At 65.2% G+C, this 20405-nt stretch carries 17 protein-coding genes and 1 riboswitch; of the genes, 7 read left to right on the top strand and 10 right to left on the bottom strand.

Translation table 11 applies throughout. The features are described from left to right. Positions 1-40: 40 nt before the first annotated feature. The gene (locus tag PRtIB026_RS05785; RefSeq protein ID WP_203648205.1) at positions 41-787 is read left to right on the top strand and encodes an RsiV family protein; all 747 of its coding nucleotides are present in this window, start codon (positions 41-43) and stop codon (positions 785-787) included. Here the strand turns inward: PRtIB026_RS05785 and cytX are convergent. Both cytX and thiC read right to left on the bottom strand, forming a co-directional pair. Further along, positions 756-2039 carry a putative hydroxymethylpyrimidine transporter CytX gene (gene cytX, locus PRtIB026_RS05780; protein WP_203648206.1) on the bottom strand — a complete coding sequence of 428 codons (1284 nt, stop codon included), beginning with the start codon at positions 2037-2039 and terminating at the stop codon, positions 756-758. The genes PRtIB026_RS05785 and cytX overlap by 32 nt on opposite strands. Positions 2040-2188: 149 nt before the next feature. Further along, a complete protein-coding gene (gene thiC / locus PRtIB026_RS05775; protein ID WP_203648207.1) occupies positions 2189-4069 on the bottom strand; it encodes a phosphomethylpyrimidine synthase ThiC in 1881 nt (626 codons plus the stop codon). A gap of 156 nt (positions 4070-4225) precedes the next feature. After that, a riboswitch (TPP riboswitch) is annotated at positions 4226-4332 on the bottom strand. A gap of 160 nt (positions 4333-4492) precedes the next feature. On the opposite strand from thiC, the gene PRtIB026_RS05770 reads away from it, so the two are divergent. After that, entirely contained in the window at positions 4493-5929 is a 1437-nt protein-coding gene (locus tag PRtIB026_RS05770; protein WP_203648208.1) for a TolC family outer membrane protein, read from the top strand. A gap of 117 nt (positions 5930-6046) precedes the next feature. Here PRtIB026_RS05770 and waaA read toward each other — a convergent pair whose 3' ends face one another. Together waaA and PRtIB026_RS05760 are read right to left on the bottom strand one after the other, a co-directional pair. Then, the gene (waaA, locus tag PRtIB026_RS05765; protein ID WP_203648209.1) at positions 6047-7318 is read right to left on the bottom strand and encodes a lipid IV(A) 3-deoxy-D-manno-octulosonic acid transferase; all 1272 of its coding nucleotides are present in this window, start codon (positions 7316-7318) and stop codon (positions 6047-6049) included. Positions 7319-7356: 38 nt separating this feature from the next. Beyond that, on the bottom strand, positions 7357-8247 hold the full coding sequence (locus tag PRtIB026_RS05760) for a LysR family transcriptional regulator (RefSeq protein ID WP_203648210.1): 891 nt from the start codon (positions 8245-8247) through the stop codon (positions 7357-7359). Positions 8248-8337: 90 nt separating this feature from the next. Between PRtIB026_RS05760 and PRtIB026_RS05755 the strand changes: the two genes are divergently transcribed. The 4 genes from PRtIB026_RS05755 to PRtIB026_RS05740 all read left to right on the top strand — a co-directional run bounded on the left by PRtIB026_RS05755 (position 8338) and on the right by PRtIB026_RS05740 (position 11870). Further along, complete coding sequence (locus PRtIB026_RS05755; protein WP_203648211.1) at positions 8338-8670, top strand: DMT family transporter; 333 nt, start codon at positions 8338-8340, stop codon at positions 8668-8670. Between the two features lie 209 nt (positions 8671-8879). Beyond that, positions 8880-10055: an NAD(P)/FAD-dependent oxidoreductase gene (locus PRtIB026_RS05750; protein ID WP_203648212.1), complete on the top strand. Its 1176-nt coding sequence runs from the start codon at positions 8880-8882 to the stop codon at positions 10053-10055. Beyond that, positions 10052-10864, top strand: coding sequence for an aldo/keto reductase (locus PRtIB026_RS05745; RefSeq protein WP_203648213.1), 813 nt, complete (start codon positions 10052-10054; stop codon positions 10862-10864). Before PRtIB026_RS05750 ends, PRtIB026_RS05745 begins: the two co-directional genes overlap by 4 nt. Positions 10865-10901: 37 nt before the next feature. Then, entirely contained in the window at positions 10902-11870 is a 969-nt protein-coding gene (locus PRtIB026_RS05740; protein WP_203648214.1) for a metal ABC transporter ATPase, read from the top strand. A gap of 63 nt (positions 11871-11933) precedes the next feature. On the opposite strand, the gene hldE is transcribed toward PRtIB026_RS05740, so the two are convergent. Both hldE and msbA read right to left on the bottom strand, forming a co-directional pair. Then, positions 11934-13355: a bifunctional D-glycero-beta-D-manno-heptose-7-phosphate kinase/D-glycero-beta-D-manno-heptose 1-phosphate adenylyltransferase HldE gene (gene hldE, locus PRtIB026_RS05735; RefSeq protein ID WP_234562686.1), complete on the bottom strand. Its 1422-nt coding sequence runs from the start codon at positions 13353-13355 to the stop codon at positions 11934-11936. A 132-nt stretch (positions 13356-13487) separates the two neighbouring features. Continuing rightward, entirely contained in the window at positions 13488-15290 is a 1803-nt protein-coding gene (gene msbA, locus PRtIB026_RS05730) for a lipid A export permease/ATP-binding protein MsbA (RefSeq protein WP_203648215.1), read from the bottom strand. Positions 15291-15400: 110 nt separating this feature from the next. Between msbA and PRtIB026_RS05725 the strand changes: the two genes are divergently transcribed. After that, the gene (locus PRtIB026_RS05725; protein ID WP_203648216.1) at positions 15401-16039 is read left to right on the top strand and encodes a phosphotransferase; all 639 of its coding nucleotides are present in this window, start codon (positions 15401-15403) and stop codon (positions 16037-16039) included. Positions 16040-16075: 36 nt separating this feature from the next. On the opposite strand, the gene PRtIB026_RS05720 is transcribed toward PRtIB026_RS05725, so the two are convergent. The 4 genes from PRtIB026_RS05720 to PRtIB026_RS05705 are packed head-to-tail and all read right to left on the bottom strand — an operon-like array spanning position 16076 to position 20403. Further along, positions 16076-17233 carry an O-antigen ligase domain-containing protein gene (locus PRtIB026_RS05720; protein WP_203648217.1) on the bottom strand — a complete coding sequence of 386 codons (1158 nt, stop codon included), beginning with the start codon at positions 17231-17233 and terminating at the stop codon, positions 16076-16078. After that, positions 17226-17993, bottom strand: a complete 768-nt coding sequence (locus tag PRtIB026_RS05715; RefSeq protein ID WP_203648218.1) for a glycosyltransferase family 2 protein — start codon at positions 17991-17993, stop codon at positions 17226-17228. Before PRtIB026_RS05715 ends, PRtIB026_RS05720 begins: the two co-directional genes overlap by 8 nt. A gap of 23 nt (positions 17994-18016) precedes the next feature. Then, the gene (locus PRtIB026_RS05710; protein WP_203648219.1) at positions 18017-18979 is read right to left on the bottom strand and encodes a glycosyltransferase family protein; all 963 of its coding nucleotides are present in this window, start codon (positions 18977-18979) and stop codon (positions 18017-18019) included. Continuing rightward, positions 18976-20403 carry a PIG-L deacetylase family protein gene (locus PRtIB026_RS05705; RefSeq protein ID WP_203648220.1) on the bottom strand — a complete coding sequence of 476 codons (1428 nt, stop codon included), beginning with the start codon at positions 20401-20403 and terminating at the stop codon, positions 18976-18978. Before PRtIB026_RS05705 ends, PRtIB026_RS05710 begins: the two co-directional genes overlap by 4 nt. Between the last annotated feature and the right edge of the window lie 2 nt (positions 20404-20405).

Genomic DNA, 20405 nt, shown 5'->3' with positions numbered 1-20405 from the left:
GCGGTCAAAGGCCGATCATCACCGTTGTGAAAGAGGCAACATGACGCTTGTCAAACTGACTTCCGTGGCCGTCCTGGCATTGGCGCTCGGCGCCTGCCAGAGCCTGTTCACGCCCAATTACCGCGCCCCGCTCGAGGTCAAGCGCGAGGCCTGGGAACACGTCAAGCCCGGCTGCAGCGAGAGCGACTGCCCGCTGGTCAACATCGACGTGGTGCACTTCCCCGCCCTGCCCAAGCTCGACGCCATCGTCGAGAAGCGCCTGCTGATGCTGACCGAGGACAAACAGCGCGGCACCCCGCCGGCCTCGCTGCAAGCCTATGAACAGCAGTACCTGGCCCGCGCCGACAAGCGCAACAGCAGCTACCTGCAGGCCAAGGTACGCGAGCAGCATGACGGGCTGGTGATCGTCGAGCTGTCCAGCTACCTGGACAGCGGCGGCGCCCATGGCATGCCCGGACGCGGCTTCATCAACTACTCGCGCAAGCTGGACAAGGTGCTGACCCTGGACGACATGCTCGTGCCCGGCCAGGAAGCGACCTTCTGGAAGACCGCCGAGGAGTCCCACCGCGCCTGGCTGATCAGCACCGGCATGGACAAGGACGCCGAGTTCGTCAAGACCTGGCCGTTCAAGCAGTCGCCGCACATCGCCCTGACCTATGGCGCGGTGGTAATCAAGTACGAGGTCTACGCCATAGCGCCCTATTCCATGGGCCACGTCGAGCTGAAGATCCCCTACCCGCGCCTCAACGGCGTGATCAGGCCCGAGCTGTTTCCCGGCCGCGGCTGAGCGATAGCAGCAGATGCAGCCCCCCTGCCAGCAGCAGTGCCGGCAGGGTCGCTCCCACCTCCGGCGCCGCGTTAGCCATCAGGTGATAGGCCGCCACCCCCACCGCCCAGGCCAGCAGCGCCTGCCAGTGCAAGCCCTCGACCAGCGCCGGCAGGCGACGGCGACGGACCACGAAGTGATCCACCAGCACCACGCCGAACAGCGGCGCGAACACCGAGCCGATCAGCAGCAGGAAGTTCTGGTACTGGGCCAGCGGCGCCAGCAGGGCGATCAGCGTGCACAGCACGCCGATGGCCAAGGCCAGGTGCTCGACCCTGAGCTTGACCAGCAGCCCGGTGGAGACGGCTGCCGAGTGGATATCGGCAAAGGCGTTCTCCGACTCGTCCAGCAGGATCAGCAGCAGCGGAATCCCCAGCCCGGCGCCGGCCAGCGCCAGCAGCAGCGCATTCACTTCACCGCTCGGGGCGAAGGCCAGGGTATAGGCCACGCCCAGGCTCATCAGCCAGGCATTGCCGATGAAAAAGCCCAGCGCCGTACCGCCGAACACCCGGCTGGCACGCTGGCCGAAGCGTGAATAGTCGGCGATCAGCGGCAGCCACGACAGCGGCATGGCGATGACGATGTCGAAGCCCAGGGCCAGGGACAGCGAACCATCCCCTGGGCGCTGCCACAGCGCGGCCAGGTCTGCCTTGGCGAACAGGTTCCAGGTCAGCCAGCTGCAAGCGCCCAGTAGCAGCCAGATGCCCCATTTGCGCAGCACCTTGCGCACGAACGCCAGCGGTCCGCTGACCGCCAACAGGGTGGCCAGGGCGCCGAAGCACAGGGTCCACAGCAACGGGCTGCTCCAGCCACTGCCCTCGCCGAAGGCGCGGGCGCCCAGCAGGCTGGCGGCGTCGCGCATGACGATGATCTCGAACGAGCCCCAGCCCACCAGCTGCAGGAGGTTGAGCAAGGCCGGCAGGCGCGCGCCATGGCTGCCCAGGGTCAGGCGCAGGGTGGCCATGGCTGAGAGGCCGGTGTCGCTGCCAATCACCCCCGCCGCGGCCAGCAGCAGCACGCCCACCGCCGTGCCGAGGGCGATCGCCAGGATCGAGCCGGCCAGGCCCAGGCCCGGCGCCAGCAGGGCGCCGACCTGCAGCACCATCAGGCCGATGCCGAGGGAGAACCACAGCGAGAACAGGTCGCGGGCGCCGAACTGGCGGTGATGGGTGGGGACCGGGTGGTCGGGGGAGAAGTGGCTGGGGGTTGTCATGGAGGGGCTCGCCGGAATATTGGAGTTGTTACTGGCGAGGACTACGTCCTCGTTTCGCGGCACAAGGCCGCTCCTACAGAGGCCTGCGCGGTCCCTGTAGGAGCGGCCTTGTGCCGCGAAAGGGCCGCAAAGCGGCCCCCAAGGTCTACTTACACCTTCTGGTACAACTGGCTGCCTTCCTGGCGGAACCGCTCGGACTGCTCACGCATGCCCTGCTCGACCGTCACATCCACGGTCTCGATCTTGGCGGCGTACTCACGCACTTCCTGGGTAATCTTCATCGAGCAGAACTTCGGCCCGCACATCGAGCAGAAGTGCGCGACCTTGGCCGACTCCTTGGGTAGCGTCTCGTCGTGGAAGGAACGCGCGGTATCCGGGTCCAGGCCGAGGTTGAACTGGTCCTCCCAACGGAACTCGAAGCGCGCCTTGGACAACGCGTTGTCACGAATCTGCGCACCTGGATGGCCCTTGGCGAGGTCGGCAGCGTGCGCGGCGATCTTGTAGGTGATGATGCCGGTCTTCACGTCATCCTTGTTCGGCAGGCCCAGGTGCTCCTTGGGCGTGACATAGCAGAGCATGGCGCAACCGAACCAGCCGATCATCGCAGCGCCGATGCCTGAGGTGATGTGGTCGTAGCCCGGGGCGATGTCGGTGGTCAGCGGGCCGAGGGTGTAGAACGGCGCCTCGTCGCAGCACTCGAGCTGCTTGTCCATGTTCTCCTTGATCAACTGCATCGGCACGTGGCCGGGGCCTTCGATCATGCACTGCACATCGTGCTTCCAGGCGATCTTGGTCAGCTCGCCAAGGGTTTCCAGCTCACCGAACTGGGCGGCGTCGTTGGCGTCGGCGATCGAGCCCGGGCGCAGGCCGTCGCCCAGCGAGAAGCTGACGTCGTAGGCCTTCATGATCTCGCAGATCTCGTCGAAGTGCGTGTACAGGAAGTTCTCCTTATGGTGCGCCAGGCACCACTTGGCCATGATCGAGCCGCCGCGGCTGACGATGCCGGTGACGCGCTTGGCGGTCAGCGGCACATAGCGCAGCAGAACGCCGGCGTGGATGGTGAAGTAGTCCACGCCCTGCTCGGCCTGTTCGATCAGGGTGTCGCGGAACAGCTCCCAGGTCAGGTCTTCGGCCACGCCGTTGACCTTCTCCAGGGCCTGGTAGATCGGCACGGTACCGATCGGCACCGGCGAATTGCGGATGATCCACTCGCGGGTCTCGTGAATGTGCTTGCCGGTGGACAGGTCCATGACCGTGTCCGAGCCCCAGCGGATACCCCAGGTCAGCTTGGCCACTTCTTCCTCGATCGAGGAACCCAGGGCGCTGTTGCCGATGTTGCCGTTGATCTTCACCAGGAAGTTGCGGCCGATGATCATCGGCTCCAGCTCGGTGTGGTTGATGTTGGCCGGAATGATCGCGCGACCGCGGGCGATCTCTTCGCGGACGAACTCGGGGGTGATCTCTTTCGGGATGCTGGCGCCGAAGCTGTGGCCGGCGTGCTGCTGGTTCAGCAGGCCGGCGGCACGGGCTTCCTGCAGCTTCATGTTCTCGCGGATGGCGACGTATTCCATCTCGGCGGTGATGATGCCCTGGCGCGCGTAGTGCATCTGCGTGACGTTGGCGCCGGCCTTGGCGCGGCGCGGGTTGCGCACATGGGCGAAGCGCAGCTTGGCCAGCTCCGCGTCGTTCAGGCGCTGCTGGCCGAAGTTCGAGCTCAGGCCCTCCAGGCGCTCGGTGTCGCCACGGGCGTCGATCCAGGCCGAGCGCACATCGCCCAGGCCCTTGCGCACATCGATGATGACATTGGGGTCGGTGTACGGGCCGGAAGTGTCATACACCAGCACCGGGGCGTTCTTTTCGCCGCCGAAGTCGGTGGGGGTGTCGTGCAGGCTGATCTCGCGCATGGGCACGCGGATGTCGGGGCGCGAGCCTTCGACATAGACCTTGCGCGAATTGGGCAGGGGTTGCACGGACTGTTGGTCGACTTGGGCCGACTCGCTCAGACTGATTGTTTTTTCTTGTTTGCTCATCACAGGCTCTCCAGACAGCTTCCAGGCGGTGGAATGTCGGGGTGAACCTGAAAGGCGTGGACGCACCCGTGTTGACGAGTGCAGTGCCGGACATGGGGTGCCGTGGGCTGCAAGCAGCTGTGGCGATCCCGGACCTGGCACAAGAGGCTCCCGGGATGTGAGAGCAATCTTGTTCCCTACGCAGGCGCTAACCTGATCAGGTTCAACGGGATCCGCACCTCTGCGATCTCAGCCTTTGCTTCAAGGCACCCCGACAAGAACATGCGCAGTCTAGACTGGAGTGGCCGGCAAAGCCAAGCGGGTAAATCCGGGGGTGATAAATGGCACACACGGCGGATTGTTGATGGCGGCGCGCGGCACTACACTGGCGCATCGCTCGATACCCGACAGTACAGTAAATAAAATTTGATCAAGGATTGCCCTATGCTGCGCAAACTCTCACTGGCAATTGCCGTGTCTTGTGCGTCCCACGGAGTGGCCTGGGCAGTGGATACGCCCACGACGGTGAAGACCGACCTGGTCAGCGTCTACCAGGAAGCGGTCGACAACAACGCCGACCTGGCCGCCGCCCGCGCCGATTACGGCGCCCGCCGCGAAGTGGTGCCCCAGGCCCGCGCCGGCCTGCTGCCGAACCTTTCGGCCGGCGCCGAGATGATGAGCACCCGCACCAAGCTCGACGAACCGTCGGTCACCTCCAACCGCAGCGGCAATGCCTGGAGCGCCACCCTGGCGCAGCCGATCTTCCGCGCCGACCGCTGGTTCCAGCTACAAGCCGCCGAGTCGGTCAACGAACAGGCCGCCCTGGAACTGTCAGCCACCGAGCAGAACCTGATCCTGCAGAGCGCCGAGAACTACTTCGCGGTGCTGCGTGCGCAGGACAACCTGGCCTCGACCAAGGCCGAAGAAGCGGCCTTCAAGCGCCAGCTCGACCAATCCAACGAGCGCTTCGACGTCGGTCTCTCGGACAAGACCGACGTGCTGCAGTCCCAGGCCAGCTACGACACCGCCCGGGCCAACCGGATCATCGCCGAGCGCCAGGTGCAGGATGCCTTCGAAGCCTTGATCACCTTGACCAACCGCCAGTACTCGGCGATCCAGGGCGTGGTCCACACCCTGCCGGTGCAGGTGCCCACGCCCAACGACGCCAAGGCCTGGGTCGAAACCGCCGGGCGGCAGAACCTCAACCTGCTGGCGACCAATCACGCCGTGGCGGCGGCCGAGGAGACCGTGCGCCAGCGCAAGGCCGGCCATGCGCCGACCCTCGACGCGGTGGCCAAGTACCAGAAGGGCGACAACGACAACCTCGGTTTCACCAATTCTCAGCTGCAACCGAACGTGCGCTATGGCGGTGACGTGGAGCAGACCAGCATCGGCCTGCAACTGAACATCCCGATCTACAGTGGCGGCCTGACCAGCTCCCAGGTGCGCGAGGCCTACGCCCGCCTGACCCAGAGCGAGCAGCAGCGCGAAAGCCTGCGTCGCCAGGTGGTGGAGAACACCCGCAACCTGCACCGCGCGGTGAACACCGACGTGGAGCAGGTACAGGCGCGCAAGCAGTCGATCATCTCCAACCAGAGCGCGCTGGAAGCCACCGAGATCGGCTACCAGGTCGGTACCCGCAACATCGTCGATGTGCTCGACGCGCAGCGCCAGCTGTACACCTCGGTGCGTGACTACAACAACAGCCGCTATGACTACATTCTCGACAACCTGCGTCTGAAGCAAGCCGCCGGCACCCTGAGCCCGCAGGACCTGCAGGACCTGGGACGCTACCTGAAGGCCGACTACAACCCGGACAAGGATTTCCTGCCACCGGACTTGGCGGCGGCAGCGGCGAAGAACTTCGAACGCCGGCCTTGAGCGCTGGGGCCGCTTCGCGCCCCATTCGCGGCACAAGGCCGCTCCTACAGGAGAGCGCAACCCCCTGTAGGAGCGGCCTTGTGCCGCGAAAGGAGCGCAAAGCGCTCCCTGGGACGCTTATTTCAGCAAACCTGCCAACCCATCCAACAACCGCTGCAACGCGCCCTGGTTGGCCTGCATCACCGCCCTGCCCGCCTCGCCCATGCGCCGCGCATCCTGCGGCAGCTCGACCAACCGGCGCACCGCCCCGGCCAGCCCTTCGGCATCGTCCACCTGTTGCAATGCCCCCGCCTCGCGCAGCATCGCGCTGATCTCGAGGAAGTTGAACACATGCGGCCCCATGAGCACCGGCAGCGCCAGCGCCGCCGGCTCCAGCGGGTTGTGCCCGCCGGTGGCCACCAGGCTGCCACCGACGAAGGCGATGTCGGCCAGGGCATAGAGGAACAGCAGCTCACCCATGGTGTCGCCCAGCAGTACCTGGGTCTGCGCCGTGACCGCATCTGCGCTCGAGCGGCGCACCGTGGAGAACTGCCCGGCGCACAGGTCATGCACCGCCACAAAACGCTCGGGATGGCGCGGCACCAGGATCAGCAACGCATCGCTGTGGACCTTCAGCAGCTCACGATGAGCCTGGAGAATCAACGCGTCTTCGCCATCGTGGGTACTGGCAGCGATCCATACCGGACGTTGCTGGGCAGCCCACTGCTCGCGCAATGCACCGGCCCGTGGCAGCAGTTGATCGTCGATCTTCAGGTCGAACTTGATCGAACCGGTCACCTGCACGCATTCGTGGCGCGCACCGAGCGCTAGGAAACGCTCGGCCTCGGCTTCGGTCTGCACGGCGATCAGGCTCATCTCCTCGAGCATCGGCCGGGTCAGGCCGGCGAAGCGGGCATAGCCACGGGCCGAGCGCTCGGACAGCCGGGCATTGGCCAGCGCCACCGGAATGCCGCGCCTGGCGCACTGGTGGATATGGTTCGGCCACAGCTCGGTTTCCATGATGATGCCCAGGCGCGGGCGCACATGATCGAGGAACCGCCCGGCCGCCCACGGCAGGTCGTAAGGCAGGTAGCAGTGTTGCACCCGTGGCTCACCCTCGAACATCGCGCGGATGCGCTCGGAGCCAGTCGGGGTCATGCAGGTAAGCGTGATCGGCAGGTCCGGGTACTGCTTGAGCAGGGCCCGGACCATCGGCGCGGCGGCGATGCTCTCGCCCACCGAGACCGCATGCACCCAGATGCCGCCCTGGCGCATCGGCGGTAGCTGGCAGGCGAAGCGCTCGGCGATCCGCGCACGGTACGCAGGCGCCTTGCGCCCGCGCAGGAACAGGCGCAGCGCGACCAGCGGCAGGCCCAGGTGAAACAGCAGGGTATAGAGGGTTCTGTTCATGGCGGCGGAGTTTACTAGGAACTGGATGAAAAGGCCTGTCAGCCAATCGCCCGCAGGTGCACGGCGAAGCGCTCGGCCAGCCACTGCGCGGCCGGACCCAGCGGCTCGTCGCGCCGCCAGGCCAGCTCCGCCACCAGCGCCGGCGGGCGCCACTCGCTGTCCAGTTCGACCATCTGCGTCTGGTAGGTGGGGTACTGCACCACATGCCGGGGCAGCCAGGCCCAGCCCAGGCCACGCATCAGCAACTCGGCCATGGCGTAGAAACTGTCGGCGCGCCAGACCTGCGGGCTGATCGCCTCGCCGCCCGGGTAACCGCTCTGCTGCGGAGTGATCAACAACTGGCGGTGGCGGGCCAGTTGCTGGCGGCTGACCTTGGCCAGGTGTGCCAACGGATGATCGATGGCACACACCGTGACCATCTCGACACTGCCCAGGGCGCGCCGCTCCAACGAGGCAGGGATGCTTTCGTGGTGGAAGAACAAACCCAGGTCGGCGCGCCGCTCCACCAGCTTGCGCGCCACATCGCCCTGGGCGCCGCTGGCCAGTTGCACTTCCAGGTAGGGGTAGCGCGCCGCCAGCTCGTCGAGGCTGTCGATCACCGGCTGGTAGGGCATGGCCTCGTCCTGGGCCACCCGCAGCAACGCCTCCTGCCCACGCATCAAGGCCAGCGCCCGGCCATCCAGGCGCTCGCACTGGCGCAACAGCTCACGGGCGTCCTCCAGCAAGGCGGCGCCGCTTTCGGTCAGGCGCGGCTGCCGGCCGCTGCTGCGTTCAAACAGGGTCACCCCCAGATCCGCCTCGAGCAAGGCGATGGCGCTGCTGATCGCCGACTGGGCCTTGCGCTGCTCGCGGGCCACGGCGGAAAACGACCGCAGCTCGGCGGCCCGCACGAACAGACGTAGTTGCTCGAGACTCCAGTGTTCAGTCATTGCCACCCTATCTCCAAAGTAGATAGGTAATGACTTTACCGCATCCGGGGATTCCCTAGAATGCCCATCCAGCAACGGAGGACCCGCACCATGAACGCCTACACCTATCTCGCCATCGCCATCTGCGCCGAAGTCATCGCCACCGCCTCCATGAAAGCGGTCAAGGGGCTGAGCACGCCGTTGCCGCTGCTGCTGATGGTCTGCGGCTATGGCGTGGCATTCTGGATGCTGACCCTGGTGGTGCGCAGCATTCCGGTGGGCATCGCCTATGCGATCTGGTCGGGGCTGGGGATCGTGCTGATCAGCATCGCGGCGCTGGTGATCTACGGGCAGAAGCTGGATGTGCCGGCGATGCTGGGCATGGCCATGATCGTCGGCGGGGTGGTGGTGATCCAGGTGTTTTCCAATACTGCCGGGCATTGATGCTTCCCTGAGGATTTTGGGGCTGCTTTGCGGCCCTTTCGCGGCACAAGGCCGCTCCTACAGGGGACCGCGTAAATCCTGGGTCTGCGCGGCCCCTGTAGGAGCGGCCTTGTGCCGCGAAAGGGCTGCACAGCAGCCCCAGGATCGCAAAGCCCACGCCGCCCCGACGCTGTATACTGCGCACCTGTCCCAGTTTTCGAGGTGCCCGCATGCCATCCGCCATTACCACTGACGTGCTGATCGTCGGCGCCGGGGTCGCAGGCCTCTGGCTCAATGCCCGGCTGCGCCGCCTGGGCTATTCGACGGTGCTGGTGGAGCGCGCCAGCCTGGGCGGCGAGCAGACCATCAAGTCGCAAGGCATCATCCATGGTGGCACCAAATACGCCCTGCACGGCGCCCTCAGCGGCGCCTCCGAGGCCATCGCCGACATGCCGCGGCGCTGGCGCGAAGCGCTGGCCGGCAACGGCGAGCTGGACCTGACCGGTACCCGCCTGCTCTCCGACGCCCACTACCTGTGGTCCCCCGGCACCCTGGCCGGCAACCTCACCAGTTTCTTCGCCAGCAAGGCCGTGCGTGGCCGGGTCGACCAGGTCAAGGGCGAGCAACTGCCGCCGGCCCTGCAGGACCGCGCCTTCAAGGGCAAGGTCTACCGCCTGGCCGAACTGGTCATCGACGTGCCCAGCCTGCTGACCAACCTGGCGCAACTGGCGGGCGACAGCCTGCTGGCCGGCGAGCGGATCGAGCCACTGCGCGACGGCGATGAACTGGCCGGGCTGGTGGTCGATGGCCGCGAAATCCGCGCCCAACGCATCGTCCTCAGCGCCGGCGGCGGCACCGAAGCGCTGCTGCACGCCCTGGGGCTGAGCCAACCGGCCATGCAGCGCCGTCCGCTGCACATGGTCCTGGCCAAGGGCCCCAATCTCAAGCCGCTGTACGCCCACTGCCTGGGCGGCGGGCCCAAGCCGCGCATTACCGTGACCACCCACCCGGCCGCCGATGGCCAATGGGTGTGGTACCTGGGTGGCGACATTGCCGAGGCCGATGGCGTGGCCCGCGAGCCCGCCGCGCAGATCGCCGCGGCGCAAAAGGAAGTCGCCAGCCTGTTGCCGTGGGTCGACCAGGCCCAGGTGCGCTGGGCCACCCTGCGGGTCGACCGCGCCGAACCGGCGCAATCAGGCCTGGTGCGTCCGGACAACGCCTTCCTCGCCGACCAGCAGCGCCTGCTGGTCGGCTGGCCGACCAAGCTCGCCCTGGCGCCGGACTTCGCCGATCGCGTACTGGCCAGCTTCGAACGTGACGGCATCCGCCCGGCAAGCCGGCCGGACCTTGCCGACCTGCCTCGTCCACCGCTGGCGTTGCCGGCCTGGGAGCAACTGCTGCCATGACGCTGCCGACCCTGCACGATCATCACCGCCCCCTGGGCAGCACGGGCCTGCGGGTATCGCCGCTGGGCCTGGGCACGGTCAAGCTTGGCCGCGACCAGGGCGTGAAATACCCCAACGGTTTCACTATCCCCGATGACGAGGCCGCCCGCCTGCTGCTCGCCCAGGCCCGCGAGCTGGGTATCAACCTGATTGATACCGCGCCAGCCTACGGCCGCAGCGAGGAGCGCCTCGGCCCGCTGCTGCGCGGTCAGCGCGAGCAGTGGGTGATCGTCAGCAAGGTCGGCGAAGAGTTCGAGGCCGGCCAGTCGCACTTCGACTTCAGCGCCGCCCACACCCGCCGCTCGGTCGAGCGCAGCCTCCAGCGCCTGGAAACCGACCGCATCGAACTGGTGCTGGTGCATTCCGACGGCAACGACCTGGCGATCCTCGAGCAGCAGGGCGTGTACGAAACCCTCGCCGCGCTCAAGCAGGAAGGCAAGATTCTCGGCTATGGTTTGTCCGGCAAGACTGTCGCCGGCGGCCTGAAGGCGCTGGAGCAAGGTGATTGCGCCATGGTCACCTACAACCTCAACGAGCAGGCGGAGCGGCCCGTGCTGGACTACGCTGCCGAACACGGCAAGGCCATCCTGGTGAAGAAGGCCCTGGCCAGCGGGCATATCTGCCTGGCGCCCGGGGTCGATCCGGTGCAGGCCAGTTTCGAGTTGCTGTTCGCCCACCCGGGCGTGAGCAGTGCCATCGTTGGCACCATCAACCCGCTGCACCTGGCCCACAACGTGGCCACCGTCGCCCGCATCCTGGGCCGGCCCTGAGCCGCCCGGGCGGGGGCCCAACGCAAGGAGGAGCCTCGTGCCGCGTACGCTGATCCGCAAGAATCCGAGCAACTTCAAGACCCTGCCGCTGCATGTCGAGGCCACGCCCGAAGGCCTGGCCTACCAGAGCATCGGCATGCCGCTGAACTTCGCCCAGACCCTGCAGCGGCGCAAGGCCATCCAGGTCGCCGACCCCGAGCACTTCGTGGCGGAACTTGCCAACCTCGGCGTGTCGGTGCGACTGACCCTGCACTGGCAGGGCCGCGACTACTGGGTACTGGTCCGCCAGCGCCGCCAGGACCGTGGCGATGTGGTGCTCAAGCTGATTTCCGGCTATGTCCCGGCCCACGAGCTGAACCTGCCGCTGCACACGGCGATCCAGGAAGTGGCCGAGGAATGCCTGCTGGAAACCCCGGAGGGCTGGCTGGGCGGACGCTTCAACGACACCTGGTTGCCAGCGCCCTATGCCGACGCCCTGCACTATCGCGAGGCCCTGCCGTTCGTGCTCTCACCCGAGTCCGGTGCCGCCCGCCCGGTGCATTGCGCCAAGCTGATGCTGCTGGAGCGCCCGCGCGCCTATGTACACCTGCCCACCGCGTCGTTGCAGCTGATCTACGACCTGCGCCTGCAGGTGCCCAGGGAGGCCAAGTCGCTGAGCCTGTTCCATGTCGACGAGCGCCTGGAGGGCGATCAGTTGGTGGCCAGGCTCAATCGCAAGCGGCCGGACCTCTACCTGATGCCGCTCAAGGACGGCCAGCCAGTGGCCGAGCTGTACACCTTGAAGAAGGACCAACTGACACCCGCGGGCACGCGCGGATTGTGGCTGGCGGAGAGTTTCGCCCGCCAGGATGGCTGGGTGGTGCGGGATGAGCGGGTACGCTGGAAGGACTGGCTGAAGCAGCAGGGGCTGGTCGAAAGCAAGCCCGCGCCGGCGTCGCACCTGGAACGATTCGGGGACAAGGCACGGGAACTGCTGGCCCGGGCGCGGACCTCACTGCATAAATGAACGCGGGGCAAGCCCGCTCCCAGCATTTCGTGGGAGCGGGCTTGCCCCGCGACTTGCAACGTATCAGTGCTTGCGGATCTTCTCGACGATCGCCGTGGTCGAGCTATTCTCCACCAGGCCCAGCACCTTCACCGTGCCGCCGTAGGCCTTGACGATATCGGCGCCGACCACCTGCTCGATACCGTAGTCCCCCCCCTTGACCAGTACATCCGGCTTGACCTGGCGCAGCAGGTTCTCCGGCGTGTCCTCGGGGAAGCTGATGACCCAGTCCACCGCACCGAGGCCAGCCAGCACGGCCATGCGTCGGTCGACGCTGTTGATCGGCCGGCCCGGGCCCTTCAGGCGGCTGACCGAGGCATCGTCGTTGATGGCAACGATCAGCCGGTCGCCCTGGGCGCGAGCCTGTTCCAGGTAGGTCACGTGACCCGCGTGAAGGATATCGAAACAGCCGTTGGTGAAGACGATCTTCTCGTTGTGCGCACGGGCATCATCGATGGCCAGCAGCAGTTGCTCCAGCCCCAGCACACCCCGCTCCGAGCCCTCTTCACGCTGGATGGCGCGACGCAGCTCGGGGGCGCTGATGGCAGCGGTACCCAGCTTGCCGACCACGATACCGGCGGCCAGGTTGGCCAGGGCGACGGCATGCGGCAGGTCTTCGCCTGCGGCAATGGCGGCGGCGAGCGTGGAGATCACCGTATCACCGGCACCAGTGACATCGAACACCTCGCGAGCGCGGGCCGGCAGGTGCAAAGCCGGGTGGCCGGTGCGCAGCAGGGTCATGCCGTGCTCGCCACGGGTCACCAGCAGTGCGCCCAGGTCCAGCTCTTCGAGCAGCTTCAGGCCTTTGGCGACCAGCTCGGTTTCATCGGTGCAACGGCCAACGATGGTCTCGAATTCGCTGAGGTTCGGGGTGATCAGGCTGGCACCGCGGTAGATCGAGAAATCCTTGCCCTTGGGGTCGGCCAGCACCGGGATGCCCTTGCTGCGGGCAGCCTGGATCAGCGCCTGATGGTTCTGCAGTGCACCCTTGCCGTAGTCGGACAGCACCAGCACCTTGATACCTTCGAGCAAGGCATCGACCTCCGCGCCCAGCGACAGCGGGTCGGTGGCGAACGGCTCTTCGAAGTCGATACGCAGCAGTTGCTGGTGACGGCTCATCACCCGCAGCTTGACGATGGTCGGCTGGTGAGCGATGCGCTGGAAGATCGAGCGTACACCGGCAGCGTGCAGGCTGTTGGCGAGGCTATCGGCGGCCTCGTCCTGGCCGGTGACCCCGACCAGCGCGGCCGGCGCGCCAAGGGCGGCGATGTTCAAGGCCACGTTGGCCGCGCCGCCGGGGCGATCCTCGATCTGATCGACCTTGACCACCGGCACCGGCGCTTCAGGCGAAATACGCGAAGTACCGCCATGCCAGTAGCGGTCGAGCATGACATCGCCGACCACCAGTACCGGGGCTTGATCGAAACGCGGCATGGACAACTTCATGGGCAACCCATTTTTGGAAAAGTGAACAGGGGCAGGATATTAGCACAGGGATGCGCAGGGCTTTATGGCCAACCGCAGCGATGCTGTATCGATTGACCGGCGAGGCCTGCCAGGCCTCGCCGTGACGCTGACTCAGGTGATGTTGGCCTTTTCGGCCTCGTCCAGCCCCATGGCGTGCAGACGGGCGTAATGGCCATTGGCCTGGAGCAGTTCGGCGTGGGTGCCGCGCTCCACCAGACGCCCCTGGTCCATGACCAGGATCAGGTCGGCCTTCTCGATGGTCGACAGACGGTGCGCGATCACCAGGGTGGTGCGCCCCTCCATCACATGATCCAGCGCCGCCTGGATATGCCGTTCAGACTCGGTATCCAGGGCCGAGGTGGCCTCGTCGAGAATCAGCAGCGGCGCATTCTTGAGCAAGGCCCGGGCAATCGCCAGGCGCTGGCGCTGGCCGCCGGAAAGCAGCACACCGTTCTCGCCGACTTCGGTATCGAAGCCCTTGGGCAACTGGTCGACGAACTCCTTGGCATAGGCATCGGCGGCGGCGGCCTCGATATCCGCGCGCGGCGCGCCGGCCAGATCGCCGTAGGCGATGTTGTTGGCCACGGTGTCGTTGAACAAGGTGACATGCTGGGTCACCTGGGAAACATGGCGGCGCAGGTTGCGCAGGCGGTATTCCTCGATCTCCACGCCGTCGAGCAGGATCTGCCCTTCCGTATGGTGGTAGAAGCGCGGGATCAACGCCGCCAGCGTCGACTTGCCACTGCCCGAGCGACCTACCAGGGCGATCATCTGCCCGGGCTCGGCGGTGAAGCTGATATTGCTGAGCACCTGACGTTCGGTACCCGGGTAGGTGAAGCTGAGGTTGCGCACGTCCAGGCGCCCCTCGACCCGCTCTTTCTCGATGGTGCCGTTGTCGACTTCGGGCTTCTCGTCCAGTTGCTCGAAAATGCTCTCGGCGCCGGCAAGGCCCTTCTGGATGGTCGAGCTGACTTCGGAGAGCTGGCGAATCGGCTTGGGCAGAAGGCCTGCCGCGGTGATGTAGGCCACCAGGTCACCCGCAGAAGCCTCGCCACGCAGGAACAGCACCAGGAACATCAGCGCGGCCATGGCGGTGTAGATCACCAGTTGCAGCATCGGCGTGTACAGCGCGCCGGTCTTGGTCATGCGCAGTTGCTTGTCGGTGTTGCTCTGGCTGGCCTTCTCGAAGCGGCGCTCCTCGTAGCTTTCGCCACCGAAGCTGCGCACCACGCGGTAACCCTGGATGGTCTCGGAGGCCACGTGGGTAACGTCGCCCATGGCCACCTGGATCTTCTTGCTCTGCTTGCGGAATTTCTTGCTGGCGGTGCTCACCATCACCGCGATCAGCGGCAGGATCGCCACCATCACCAGGGTCAGCTTCCAGTTCATCCACAGCAGGTAGGCAAACAGGAACACCACCGTCAGGCCCTCACGAATGACTACCTTGATGGCATCGGTGGCGGCGCCGGTGACCATGGTCACGTTGAAGGTGATGCGCGAGATCAGGTGCCCGGAATTGTGGTTGTCGAAGTAGCGGTTGGGCAGGACCAGCAACTTGTTGAACAGCTCGACCCGCAGGTCGTGCACCAGGCACAGCGAGACCTTGGACAGGTAGTAGTTGCCGAGGAACGAACCCAGGCCCTGCCAGGCGGCAATCAGGATGATCAGCAGCGGCACCGCCTGCAGCAATTGCAGGTCGCGCAGGTAGGGCACGTCGGGGAACAGCACCGCCTGCGGATTGCTCAGCCCATCGACGAAATACTTGAGGATCCCGGCCAGCATCGGCTGGGTCGAGGCGAAGATCACGAAGCCGACGATGCTCAGCAGGAAGATGCCGATGTAGGGTTTGACATAGCCCAGCAGGCGCAGATAGATCTTCAGGCTTGCGGGGGAAGACGATTCGGGAACTGTCATGAGAATCCGTCGGGTCAAAAAGAGTCGGGATTATACCACACACGGTGTCTTGCACCGCCCGCCACAGGTTAAGATAGACGGCTGTTCCGAACCCTGGCCCCGGAGGCTTGATGCACGCACTTGACCACGCCCGTTACCTTGCCCTGCGCGAGGGCGCCCACGTCCTCGAGGCCGACGGGACTGGCGACAAGGTCCTGCGCCTGAGCGACGGTTCGATGCTCAAGCTGTTCCGCCGCAAGCGCCTGATCAGCTCGGCGGCCTGGTATCCCTACGCCCGGCGTTTCGCCGACAACTGCCAGGCCCTGGCCGAACGCGGCATCCCCTGCCCGCAGGTCAAGGCGGTTTACCGTATCGCCGAGATTGCCCGCGATGCCGTGCACTATGACCCGCTACCCGGTCATACGCTGCGCCAACTGCTGGAGCAACCCGGCAACCACCCAGGCTTGCGCGACCAGCTCGGACGTTTCATCGCGGCGCTTCATGAAGCGGGGGTGTACTTCCGCTCCGCGCACCTGGGCAACGTGGTGCTGACGCCCGAAGGCAAACTGGGGTTGATCGACGTCGCCGACCTGCGCATGTACGCCAGGCCACTCCGCCGCTCACAACGCCAGCGCAACTTCCGTCATATGCTGCGTTACCGGGAAGATCGGGCGTGGTTGCTGGGTGACGGCGACAACGCCTTCATCGAAGCCTATCTCGCCAGCCAGCAGGTCTGCCGCCGCCAGGACCTGGCCAACGCACTGGCCTGAACGATAATGGCCGCCCGGAGGCGGCCATCTTCATCATCAGCTCGAACGTCGCTGCTGCAACCCACGGCCCAGCACCATGGCTGCCGGCAACAGGACCAATGGCCACAGCTCGTCAGGGTTGCCGATCAGCTTGCTGCCATCGAAGTTGAGCATCACCAGGGCACAGGCCAGGTACATGCCCCAAGGGTCACGAAGGCGCAAGGCCTGGACCAGGGTCATCACCACGATGACCAGGAACAGGACCAGCGAGACGCCACCGGTGTAGAGGCCCAGGGCAACGAAGATATTGTGTGGATGCTGGATCGGCATGAAGCCGCTCAGCAGCTTGTCGGTATGGAACTCGACGCCGCAGCCGACCATCCAGCCACAGTTTTGCCACTCGCCGACCATCACGTGGAACAACTCGCCACGATAGGAATCACCGCGCTCGAACAGCGAATGGAACCAGGCCATGTCCTTGACCAACCAGAGGGCGATGCCGCCAAGTACCGCGAATACCAGCAGCCAACTGCCGGCCACGCGCGGGAAGCGCCACAGCGCCCAGCACGCCCAGGCGGCAAACAGGAACGCCGCGCCGACCATCGCGGTACGCGTCTGCAGGACGAAGGTAATCGCCACCACCGACAGCGCCACGGCGGCAAACGCTTCGACCCAGCGACGACGGTGCAACCACCCCGGCATGGCCAGCGCCAGCGCACAGAGCAGCCATATACTGGTGTAGATCACGTTCTGCATGCGCGCGGGCATCAGGCTGACCCGCTCACCCAAGGCGTAGATGCCGGTCAGGTAGGCAAACGCCGAATAGCCGAAAATGTAAAGGCAGATGATCCAGAACAGCGCACGCGCGAACACTTCAGAGCGGAAGAAGCCCTGATTCGTCAGCCCTGCCACGGCAAAGACAAAGAGCGCAACATAAGCAATGTGCTTGTAGAACTGCCCATCGCCAGCAATCGCTGCGGGTACCAGGAACCACAGCAGGAATACCAGCCACACCAGCCCAAGCTTGTCGCCAAACAGCCCCGCGCCACGCTCCTTGACCAGGAACACCAGGCCAGGCAACGCGATGAAGGCGTAGAAAATGTTGTTGGTCCATTTCGATGAGGCCATCAACACGAAGCTGGCCAGGAACATGATCAGCGCAGCGCTGAAGTAACGCCTGCTCGTGCGGTTGTCGTTACCAATCCCTTCAAACATCCTTCAACACCCATCCCAGCAATAGTCCGATAACCAGCACGCCCAACAGACGAATGCGATCCATGCGCTTGCGCCGTGCCTTCTTGATTTTCTCTTCCGCCATTTCCACATGCTCGCCGAAACCGGTATGCAGCACGGCGTCGTTCTCCAGGATCAACGCATAGCGGTCGCGCTCGGCGTACAACCGCGACAAGCTCTTCTCGCCGGAATGCGAGGCGTACGGTGCATGTGCCTGGTAGTCGGCCAGCCTGCGCAGGCCCGGGTTGAACGAGAACCCCTGCCATTCCGCCTTGTGCGAGCCCAGCTTGTGGAAAGCGATGCCCTGCAGCACCTGGCGCTCCTCCAGGAACACATAGGGGCTGTGCACCTGCAGGTCATGATTGAAGCTGCGCAGCCAGACCTGCAACGCTTGCGGGTCGGCCTCCAGCAGTGCCTGGGATTCCTCGATGAAGCCCGGGCGATAGAAGGCCCAGTCATCCTCGCAATGGAACACCCAGAAGGTCTTGATCTGCGAATAGGCGGCGTCCACCGAGCGCAACTGCCCAAGCTTGGGATTGTTGACGATGAAGGTGGTGTGCTCGCGCCAGTGTTCCGGGATGCAGCCACGCACTGCCTCGTCACCGGAGTCTTCGGTGATGAAGACTTCACGGATGGGCGCCGTGTTGTAGCGGTCGAAACTTTCGAGCGTGCGCTTGAGCAGTTCGAATCGACCACAGCTGGTCACCACCAGTGTGATCTCGCTGTTTTCACTGAAGATCATGGCTTCCTCGATGTGTGTAGGGCTTAACGCGACAGGCCGATGGCCAGCAGCACACGCTCCAGCAGGCCAGGCTTCGCGGCCGGGCGCAGCGGCGCGCGCATGGCCTCGGTGATCGCCTGCCCGAGCGCGTGGAAGGTATAGCGCTGCTCGGCCAACTGCTGGCCATTGCGCGAGATACGCTCGGCCAGGGCGAGATCGCCACGCAGCCGGGCGAGCTTCTCGCGCAACTGCTCGAGGTCGCGGTAGAGCACGATATTGTGCATGTCGACGAAGCCCAGCGCCTGGTTCTCTTCCTCGCCCTGGTCATAGGCGAACAGGACGCAGCCACAGGCCATGGCTTCGAAGTTCTTGATCATGTACTCGCCCATGCCGACATCGGCACTGACGAAAAAGCGGATGCGGCTGAGAGTCCGGCTGTACTCCTCGCCGGATTTGGTACGGGTGATCAGCAGGTTTTCCACCGCCGCAATCGACTCGAGCATCTGCTTGCGCCCGGAGTAGGCCACGCTGCGCAGGCTGCCGACGAACGCCAACTCGATATCACGCTCATGGTTTTCATTGCGCAGCAGCGCCTGGTCGTAACCCTTGGGCACGAAGATCGCGTCGAAGCCTTCATCGCGCAGGCGTCGGGTGACCACTGCGCCGGAGGTGATGATGCGCGCCCATGGCAGCTGGCGGTAGTACTCGCTGAATTTGCCGGTGTACTTGCAGGGAATGTAATTCTGGTAGGCGTCGTGCTCGAGGATCACCAGGTTCGGGATCGTCCGAATGAAGCGTGCCTGGCGAATCTCTTTCTTGAACCGCAGGAAGAACAGGATGCGGTCGTACTGCTCGACCTGCACATGCTCGCGGAAATAGCTGCGCAGATCGGCCTGCTCGTCACCGGTCAACCAACGGATATCGCACTCGCAGTCGGCCGCGATGCCTTCGTACAGACGGTCCAGGATGGCGCGTTGCTCTTTCTGGACCAGGAACAGGACTTTCACCGTGGTTCTCTCTTGTCGATCATTGTGCCGACCCACAGCAGTTCGTGGCGCCGTACGGCCTTGCGGAAGAATTCATTTTCACCGAATGCGGGCCAGCGCCGGGCGGCGAGGCAGCGCTGCAGGAAGCGACGGATTCGGCGCTTGAGCGGGGCCGCGGGCTGCAGGTCGTGCATCATACCCAAAGCGATGGCCTTTTGCCTCTGCTCTTGCGCATCCACCCCAAGCACCCAAGGGCGCATGGGCATGCCGGCATCGAAGAAGGGTGGCAAAGGTACGCCGGTACCGGCATCACCCATCGGCCAACGGTCATTGTCGTGCAGGTGGTTGGCGTAGAACAGCAGGGTTTCAGGCCGCCAGTCGGCGCTCTGCAACGCCTGCTGCAAGGCGTCATGGGCACACACATGGTCCGGGTGCGGATCGAGGGTCGGATGCGGCATCACGATGGTTGCCGGACGCGCGCGCTCGATGAGCTCGCGCAGGTCCTGGACCAGGTTGGTCCAGCTCGGCCGGCCATCAGCGTCGCTTTGCAACGCGACTTCATTGAAACGACGGAATGGCCGGGTGTCGGCCAGGTCCGCCTCGCGCGACGGGATCGATGCCTCGGGCTCGGCCTGCATGGCAGGCAACTGCATGCAGAAATAGCCCAACTGCACGGATTGACTGGAGGGCACGCCGGCCCAACGCGGCACGGCGACGCTGTCCCAGCTGCGCAATTGGCCCTTGAGCCGGGCCGCCTCGACCAGGTCGAGGCCGAAGGTGTCGCGGTAGTACTCGTTCTCGATCTCGCCAGCGGTGAGGGTCACGATCCAGCTGCTCTTCGCCTGGGAATAGGCAGCGAACGCCGCCAGCTCGGCATCGTCGGCATGAGGGGCGATAACCATCAGGGTGCCAGCCAGGTAGTCGGGGTGACGCAGCACCAGCAACTCCATCTCAGGTGCTACGCGACAATGGCGACCACTCAGGCGCAACTGCCCGGCGTTCAGCGCCTCGGCCTGCCCGCTCAGGTTCAGGTAGCGCACACCTCTCACACCCCGCTCGAAGGCCTGGTAATCGGCGACACCACCGTCGATACGTACTGCCGGATCGAACAGCCGCCCCAACCAGCCGGCGCGCAGGCTCACCCGTAACAACAGGGTCTCGCTACCGTCCAGCGTGCAATCGCCCGGCAAGGCCAGCACCCCACCCTGGCTGCGCAGCGCATGACGCTCGCTGGCTTGCAGGTCGTACTGGTAGTCGCTGCCCGGCACATAGAAGAGGTGGTCGGAAAACCAGGCCTCATGAGCCACCCACAGCAGCACCGCGAGCACGGGCGGCAGCCACAGCGCCCACAGCGCCGAGAACAGCAGCACGACCAGCGCCAGCAGCAGGATCACCCGTTTGCGCTTGCGATGGCGTTTGAGCAGTTGCTGTTTGTTGGCGCTCATGT

This window comes from Pseudomonas sp. RtIB026, from assembly GCF_016861355.2.
Classification (GTDB): domain Bacteria; phylum Pseudomonadota; class Gammaproteobacteria; order Pseudomonadales; family Pseudomonadaceae; genus Aquipseudomonas; species Aquipseudomonas peradeniyensis.
This window is presented reverse-complemented; position numbering and strand designations above follow the sequence as displayed.